The organism is Gordonia sp. (in: high G+C Gram-positive bacteria), from assembly GCF_052106715.1.
Taxonomy (GTDB): Bacteria; Actinomycetota; Actinomycetes; order Mycobacteriales; family Mycobacteriaceae; genus Gordonia.
This window is the reverse complement of sequence record NZ_JBQEDL010000069.1, coordinates 1-7,591: the sequence shown is the minus strand read 5'-3', so window position 1 is coordinate 7,591 and position 7,591 is coordinate 1. Positions and strand designations below refer to the sequence as shown.

The window sequence follows — 7,591 nt, the reverse complement described above, 5'->3', positions numbered from 1 at the left end:
CCTACGACCTCTGGGTTATGAGCCCAGCGAGCTACCGAGCTGCTCCACCCCGCGCTGCGTCAGCCACGTTACACAGGGGCCAACAGCGGAGGCAAATCGATTGGAGCCCATCGTGACTGACGACACCCGACACGAGAAAAGCTCAGCGCTGCCGCACACCCATGATCCGGGCGACCTGGGTCGCGATCGGGTTCAAGTTCAGCTTGTCCGGATCGGCCTTGGGCTGATCATCCCACGGCTGAACGAACGTCGGGTTCGACAGGTCGGCGTTGTTGGCGCCACGGACACCGGTCGGATTGCCGGTCGCCACCGAGCATCCGGCGGCGGTGTTGAACGGGAAGTCGTCGTAGTTGACGTCGAAGTCGGGGTGAGTCCGCTTGTACTCGGCGAGCATCGCCTGCGTGCTCTCGTAACCGCGCGTACAACTCGGCGGATTCTCGGTCTCCAGCACGACACCGAACCGAATCTGCCCGTCAGACGATGCGGTGGTGTGACTGCTCGCCGACAGCGACGAGAGCATCGCGAACGTCATGCCGGCCGCGAAGGACGTCGGGGCTATCTCGTGCACCGTCGCACCCGCCTGGTGGATCAACTTCGTCGCGTCATCGCCATTGCTATCGAGGAACGACGTCAGGGCGGTGGCCGCCCGAGGCCCGTCGGTGAGGATCCGCCGTAACGCAGGATCCGACGACTCCAGAGTCGCCGCAACGACGTCCAGATTCTTGGACCACTCGAGGATGTCGTCAGCCTGGTCGGCCTGCGTCTGCAGGACGGGATTCGCTGCAGTGATGAGTCCGACCGTCTCATCGAGGCTCTCGACGCCTGTCTTCGACAGATCGCCGAGCGCGTCGACGAGCCGGCTCAGACTCTCACCCTGACCGTCGAAGGCCTTGCCCAGTTCGGTCACCGTGGTCCGCAGCGCGTCGACGGGCACCGTCTCGGTCAGGGTGATGGTCGACGCGATGACCTCCTCGAGCTTCGGCGGATACCGCACGTCGTCGATCACCGAGCCGTCCTGCAGGTACGGGCCCTTGTCGGAGGTGGGCTGCAGGTCGATGAACTGTTCGCCGATCGCCGAACGATTCGCGACGACTGCGACCGCCGAGTCCGGGATCTTCTCGCCGCCCGCTTCTAGAGCGAGCGCGACCTCGATGCCGTCCGCCGTCATCTGCATGTCGGCGACCCGTCCGGCGGCGACGCCCCGATAGGTGACCTGCGCGTCGGGGAAGATTCCGCCGCCGCTGGCCATCCGAACCGTGACGCGGTACACGCCGACGCCGACGGCCTCATCCATTCGGGCGTAACGAATCCCGCCGTACACCGAGGCGATGACGCCGATGATCAGCACGACGACCAACTGGATCTTCACCAGACGACTGAGCGGTGGCATATACGCCTTTCTCGCGATCTGTCGAATCCCGACTATCCGACGGATCGAAGTCTAGGGCCGAATCGGCGCAACGAACCCCTCCGCGAGCGCCGGAGTGAGCAACAATCACACCACTCATTGATGTGATAAAGATCATAAAGGCGGTATGGTGAGGCGTACAGAACCGGACGAACTACCCGTTCACATGAAGGAGGGGACATGTCCAACACTGATATCCACCATCACGAACAGCACGGCAACCACCCGATGAGCTTGATCGCCTTCGGCCTCCTGCTCACGGGCGCGGCCCTGTCGGCGATGTGGCTCATCACGCTCGCCGACCTGCCGGCCAACAAGACGATGAACATCACCTACGGCGTGCTGGCGCTCGGCTGCCTCGTGTCGACAGCGCTGATCTTCCGCTATTTGACCAGCCACCTGCACCATTCGCCGGTCATGCCCGACAACACCGACGCCGAGATCGCGCGATACCTGGCGAAGGTCCGCTGACCGGGTAGCCGATTCCGTTACAAGCGACGACGCCCGCCCCGAGAGCATCGGGGCGGGCGTCATCATTGCTGACCGTCAGCTACCTGCCTGCGGGTACTTCGCGAGCGCCGCCTTCAGATTCTTCAGCGCTTCACCGATCTTCGCGAGGTCACCGCTGTTCTCGGCCGCGGTCATCTCCTCGACGGCCTGGCGAAGCTCAGCGACCGCAGCGTCGTCCGGAGCATCGGACGGCGACGGCGTCGACGGCGTCTGGCTCCCCGGCTCAGCCGGAGTCCCATCGTCGCCTTCGGGTCGCTCGGCCTCCGGTTCGGTGGCCAGACGCGGATCGATCCCCGACTGCATCAGCGCTTCACCGATGGTCGGAGCCGCTCCGATCTCGACCTGCCCGTCCGGCGCCTTGTAGTAGGTCAACATCCGGAACACCTTCGGCATGGCGGAGTCGCCTGCCTTCGACTCGGTGTACAACGGCTGCACGTACAGCACGCCGTTCTTCCCGACGGGAAGCGTCAGCAGGTTGCCGTAGATGACGTTGACCGAACCCGCGACGAGCGTGATGTCGCGCGCGACGGCGTTCTTCATCGCCTCCTGCACCTGGCGCGGACCGACGGTCTGCGAATCGGTCGGCGTCGTCGTCACCGTCAGCTTGCCGTAGTCCGCCGGGTCGGACGCCGCCGTGATGTACGCGGCGAGGTTCTGGCGCCGAAGCGGCGTCGTCACCGACGTCAACTGGAACGACGGCTTACCGCTGCCGTCCGGATTCGCCGCAGTGAAGTAGTACGGCGGCTGCGGCAGGTTGCTGTCGTCGGCTGTCGGATCGTTCGGCACAGACCAGAAGTTGTTCGCCTGGTAGAAGTCCGACGGGTTGCTGACGTGGTACATCGTCAGCAGTTCGCGCTGCAGTTTGAACAGATCCTCCGGATACCGCAGGTGGTCGAGCAGATCCGGCTTCTTGTTCAGTTCCGAACGCGGCTTTACCGTCCCCGGGAACGCCTTCATCCAGGTCTTGAGAACCGGGTCGTCCTCGTCGAACTGGTAGAGCTCCACCTTCCCGGTGTAGGCGTCCACGGTGGCCTTCACCGAGTTCCGGACGTACGAGACGTCCTCGTCGGCCTGCGTCCTACCCGTTTGGCCCGCGGTCTGCGCCCGCGAGTCCGTCGTCGCGTCGGCCAACGCCATCCGCTGCGCGTACGGGTAGTTCTTCAACGTGGTGTAACCGTCGACGATCCACTTGATCGACCCGTCGGCCATTACCGCCGGGTACGTCTTCGAGTCGGTCTTCAGCCACGGTGCCACCTTCGACACGCGGTCCCGCGGATCCCGGTTGTAGAGAATGCGCGACTTGTTGTTGATAGCGTCGGACAGCACGAAATTCCGCTCGCCGTACTTGACCGCGTACAGCAGCCTCGATCCGAAGTTGCCAAGCGAGACACCCGCGTCACCGGAGTAGGTGTACCGCACACCCTCCTGGTCGTACTCGGACTTCTCACCGTTCTCCGAGCCGACGATCGCGTAATCGGGGTCGACGTTGGAGATGAGTTCACCGAAATAGATTCGCGGCTGCTTCACCTGAATCGGAGCCGACTTGTAGTCGGGCTTGCTGATCGTGTCCAGGTCGGAGACGTAGAACTTGGGGAGCCCACCGCTGTCGGAGCTCGCCGCGTCCTTGGGCGGCGCGTCGACGGTGTTCGCGGGCGCGGCGATGAAGCCGTTGCCGTGCGTGTACACGGTGTGCTTGTTGATCCAGTTCTGCTGACCCTCGTTGAACCTGGACGGATCGAGCTCGCGGGCGGCGACGATGAAGTCCCGCATCTGCTTCTGCGAGCCGCCGTCGTCGGCGACGTTGTAGCGGTCGACCGCGAGCTGGCTCGGGAAACCGTAGAAGTTGCGCAACGACTGTCGTTGGACGAACGACCGAGAGACGACGGCCGGATCGAGGACGCGGATGTTCGACAGCGTCGACACGTCGCCGTTCACAGCGGCCGGGCTCGCCGGATCGCGCGTCCAGTTCGACTCGTACTGGACGTCCTTGCCGTTGCGAATCCGATAGGCCGACGTCGTCGCTTGAATGTTGCGCTCGATGTAGTCGGCTTCCTTCGTCGCCGCGCTCGGCTTGACCGAGAACTGCTCCATCGCGGCAGGCCAGATGACACCGATGACGAGCGCCGAGAGCAGCATCAGAACGGTCGCCATGGCGGGGATCCGCAGATCCCGCAGGAAGACAGCAGCGAAGAACGCGAGAGCACACACGATGGCGATGGCCATCAGGATCAGCTTGGACGGCATCACGACGTTGATGTCTGTGTACGTACCGCCGGTGAAGATGTCGCCGCGACGGTCGCTGCTGAGGAGGTCGTACCGGTCGAGCCAGTAGCCGACGGCCTTGAGAAGCATGAAGACGCCGACGATCACGGCGAGCTGGACACGCGCGGTGCGCGACACCATGCCGCGGCGACCGCCGCCGCCCAACCGGATGCCGCCGAAGATGTAGTGGGTCAGCAGGTTGCCGACGAACGCGACGCCGAGCGCGATGAACGAGAGGTCGAGGATCAACCGGATGAACGGCAGCGTGAACGCGTAGAAGCCGATATCCATGCCGAACTGGGGGTCGGACTCACCGAACGACTCACCGTTGATGAACATCTGGATCGTCGCCCACGACGCCTGCGCGACGAGCCCCCCGATGAGGCCGAGCAGGACGGCCGGGATCAGCGCGGTGATCCACGGTTTCCGGCCCGCGACGGCCCGATAGCGTTCGAGCGGATCGCCCGGCCCGGACACCGGGACGAAGTCGGGACGACCCCGATAGGCGGCGTAGACGCCGACGAACACGATTCCGCCGACTATGAGTGCCGCGACGAAGAAGGCGACGACTCGTGTCCACACCATCGTCGACATGACGCCGGAGTAGCCGACATCGGAGTACCACATCCAGTCGGTGATGATCGAGACCAACCGGGGGCCGATCAGCAGGATGAGCAGCAGCGCGACACCGATCCCGATCAGTATCTTCGATCTCCGCGACAGCGTCGGTCGTCCGATCGGACCGCGTGTACCAACCACGTTGTGTTTCTCCTGTTTCTTCGGGTGCCCGCCGGAGCAGGCACCGGCTCTACCCCCACCCTACTTACCGGTCGAAACCGACTGACTTCACTACGGCGACCTGGTCGATGTGACAATGACGGCGTGACTTCCGGATCCGACTCTCCGCAACGTTTCTCCCAGGCCGATCTCGGCAACGCCCTCGCCCAATGCGCGGGCTACGCCGCAGCAGGCCCGTGGGGTTCACCCGCGACCCTGTTCGCTCTCGTCCCGACAGCGGTGCTCGCTCGGCAAGCCCCCGAATTGATCGACCCGGACGACGACTCGGCGTTGAGCCCGGTCGTCCAGGAGTCCGGCGACGCCGACCTCGAATCCCTGCTCACCAGGGTCAGTTGGCCCGACGCGGTCGTCGGCTGCGCGGTCGTCACCGAAATCACGGTGCTGCCGCCGGACGCCGAGTCGACGCTCGACGAGGCATTCGAACCGCTGCTGGCCGACCCGGAGGCCGCCGACGCCGCGGCACGCGACGCCGCGCTCGCGCATCCGGACCGACGTCAGGCCCGCCTGATCGCCGGAGTGCTCCGCACCGGCCAGCGGGTCGCACTGCTCTCGCTGCGCGCCCGCGACGGCGAGGATCAGTCCGTCGAATCTGATCTGCGCACCCACCCGACGCTCGCACCGAACGTGTTGGACGCGCTGGCCGCCACGTTCTGAACGGTCAGCAGTGCGGACGCGGTGTGTCGGTGCCCAACGTGTTCAATGCGTCGACCGCATCGGACAGCGTGTTGATCTTGACCAGCTCGATCCCGTCGGGTGCCTTCGACGCGGCGAGCGAGCAGTTGCCCGCCGGGACCAGGAACACTGTCGCCCCAGCGTCCTTGGCGGCCCTGACCTTGTGATCGATGCCGCCGATCTCACCGACCTGACCTGAGGGGTCGATGGTTCCGGTTCCCGCGACGAACTCACCGTGCGCGAGGTCGCCTGGCGTCATCTGATCGATGATCGCGAGCGTCATCATGGTTCCCGCCGACGGTCCGCCGATGTCGCCGACGTCGAAGGTGACGTCGAGTGAGGGATCGGCGGGCACCGACCGCATGGTGACGCCGAGGTACGGCTTCGCGGCGTCATCCGGTCGCTTCGCCAAGGTCACCGTCGCGCGCTCCGGTGCGCCGCCCCGGAGATAGTCCACGTCGACGGTGTCGCCGGGCTTGTGGTGTGCGAGGGTCGCAGCGATTTGCTCCATGGTCGCCACGGGCGCGCCGCCGATCGAGGTGATGCGGTCGCCGTCGGCGAGCACACCCGACGACGGACTCCTGTCGGCCACGTCGGCCACCCCGACGGCGGTCGGCTTCTTGAGGAAGTTGAACGCCGCGAGCGTCGCATTGTCTTCGCTGCTCGACATCTGTGTGAGGTTCTCCTGGCGTACCTCGTCCTCACTCTGGCCAGGCTTGTAATACGACTCCCGCGGCTGCAGTTCCCCGGACGGCGACACCCATTTGCCCAGCGCCTGGAACAAGGTGAGGCCGTCGAGCAACGACACCGTCGTCAAGTTCAGGTTGCCCTTCGGGTTCGGATCCACCGCACCGGTCACCTTTACCACGCGCTCGGGTCCGTCAGCGGTGTCGACGGTGCCGAGTGTGTTGACGGTCGGCCCGGGGCCGAGAGCCACATACGGCACTCGCACGAACATTCCGAGAGCGACGAATACCGCCAGTAGAACGACCGCCACGTAGATGGTGATCATCCGTCGGCGGTTCGGGTTGCTCGTCATCTGGCCCAGGGTAATCGAGCCCGCTGCGTCGAGCCCGGCGGGAGGCGCTCGGCGGACGGTACCGTGGAGGTATGAACGATCTCCCTTTCGGATTCTCCTCGCGCGGCGACGATGACGACGACCGCGACGACAACGCCCAGAATCCGGATCCCGCAGGCGGATTCGACCCCAATATGCTCGGCCAGCTGTTCAATCAGCTCGGCACCATGTTCAGCGGCATGGGTTCGGGCATGGGGCAGGGCGCCCAGGCGGGTCCCATCAACTACGACATCGCGGCGAACCTGGCGCGTCAGCAGGTCGGGGACTTCACCCCGATGCTCGACACGGAGACCACCGCCGTCGCCGACTCCGTCCGCCTCGCCGAAGTATGGCTCGACGAGCAGACCACTCTGCCCGCCGGAATCACGACCACCACGGCGTGGACGCCCGTCGACTGGCTCGAGAACACGATGCCGACGTGGCGCACCCTGTGCGATCCGATCGCCGAACAGATGGCGCGCGGCATGACCGACAATCTTCCCGAAGAGGCTCGCTCGATGGCTGGCCCGATGATGGGTCTCCTCGGGCAGGTGTCGGGAAGCATGTACGGCAGCCAACTCGGCCAAGGCCTCGGAACGCTCGCGAAAGACGTCTTGACGTCCACCGATGTCGGGCTGCCGCTCGCACCCGACAACACCGGCGTGCTGCTGCCCGAGGCGATCGCCCACTTCTCGGAGGGGCTGAATCTTCCGGCGCAAGAGATCATCGTGTTTCTGGCCGCGCGCGAAGCCGCACACATCCGTCTGTTCACGCACGTCTCGTGGCTCAAGCAGCGTCTGCTGGCGACCGTCGAGCAGTACGCGCGCGGCATCAGCATCGACTTCTCCGGCATGCAGGACATGGCGCAGGGCATCGACCCGCAG

6 protein-coding genes are annotated in these 7,591 nt (G+C 65.2%); 3 read left to right on the top strand and 3 right to left on the bottom strand.

Annotated elements, in window-relative coordinates; translation table 11 throughout:
• Positions 1–142 precede the first annotated feature (142 nt).
• Complete coding sequence (locus tag ACTIMF_RS18890; protein ID WP_442351824.1) at positions 143–1,390, bottom strand: MCE family protein; 1,248 nt, start codon at positions 1,388–1,390, stop codon at positions 143–145.
• Between the two features lie 198 nt (positions 1,391–1,588).
• Here ACTIMF_RS18890 and ACTIMF_RS18885 point away from each other — a divergent pair, with 198 nt between their 5' ends.
• On the top strand, positions 1,589–1,879 hold the full coding sequence (locus tag ACTIMF_RS18885) for a hypothetical protein (protein ID WP_442351823.1): 291 nt from the start codon (positions 1,589–1,591) through the stop codon (positions 1,877–1,879).
• A gap of 75 nt (positions 1,880–1,954) precedes the next feature.
• Here ACTIMF_RS18885 and ACTIMF_RS18880 read toward each other — a convergent pair whose 3' ends face one another.
• Positions 1,955–4,939: a UPF0182 family protein gene (locus ACTIMF_RS18880; RefSeq protein WP_442351822.1), complete on the bottom strand. Its 2,985-nt coding sequence runs from the start codon at positions 4,937–4,939 to the stop codon at positions 1,955–1,957.
• Between the two features lie 123 nt (positions 4,940–5,062).
• Here ACTIMF_RS18880 and ACTIMF_RS18875 point away from each other — a divergent pair, with 123 nt between their 5' ends.
• Positions 5,063–5,632, top strand: coding sequence for a PPA1309 family protein (locus ACTIMF_RS18875; RefSeq protein WP_442351821.1), 570 nt, complete (start codon positions 5,063–5,065; stop codon positions 5,630–5,632).
• A gap of 4 nt (positions 5,633–5,636) precedes the next feature.
• On the opposite strand, the gene ACTIMF_RS18870 is transcribed toward ACTIMF_RS18875, so the two are convergent.
• A complete protein-coding gene (locus tag ACTIMF_RS18870; protein ID WP_442351820.1) occupies positions 5,637–6,689 on the bottom strand; it encodes a YlbL family protein in 1,053 nt (350 codons plus the stop codon).
• A 71-nt stretch (positions 6,690–6,760) separates the two neighbouring features.
• On the opposite strand from ACTIMF_RS18870, the gene ACTIMF_RS18865 reads away from it, so the two are divergent.
• On the top strand, positions 6,761–7,591 hold an 831-nt coding region (locus ACTIMF_RS18865; RefSeq protein ID WP_442351819.1), incomplete at its 3' end, for a zinc-dependent metalloprotease.

Bases quoted from the DNA above. Each gene is read 5' to 3' on its own strand.
- ACTIMF_RS18885 (WP_442351823.1), top strand. From the start codon at position 1,589: ATGTCCAACACTGATATCCACCATCACGAACAGCACGGCAACCACCCG.
- ACTIMF_RS18870 (WP_442351820.1), bottom strand. From the start codon at position 6,689: ATGACGAGCAACCCGAACCGCCGACGGATGATCACCATCTACGTGGCG.
- ACTIMF_RS18890 (WP_442351824.1), bottom strand. From the start codon at position 1,390: ATGCCACCGCTCAGTCGTCTGGTGAAGATCCAGTTGGTCGTCGTGCTG.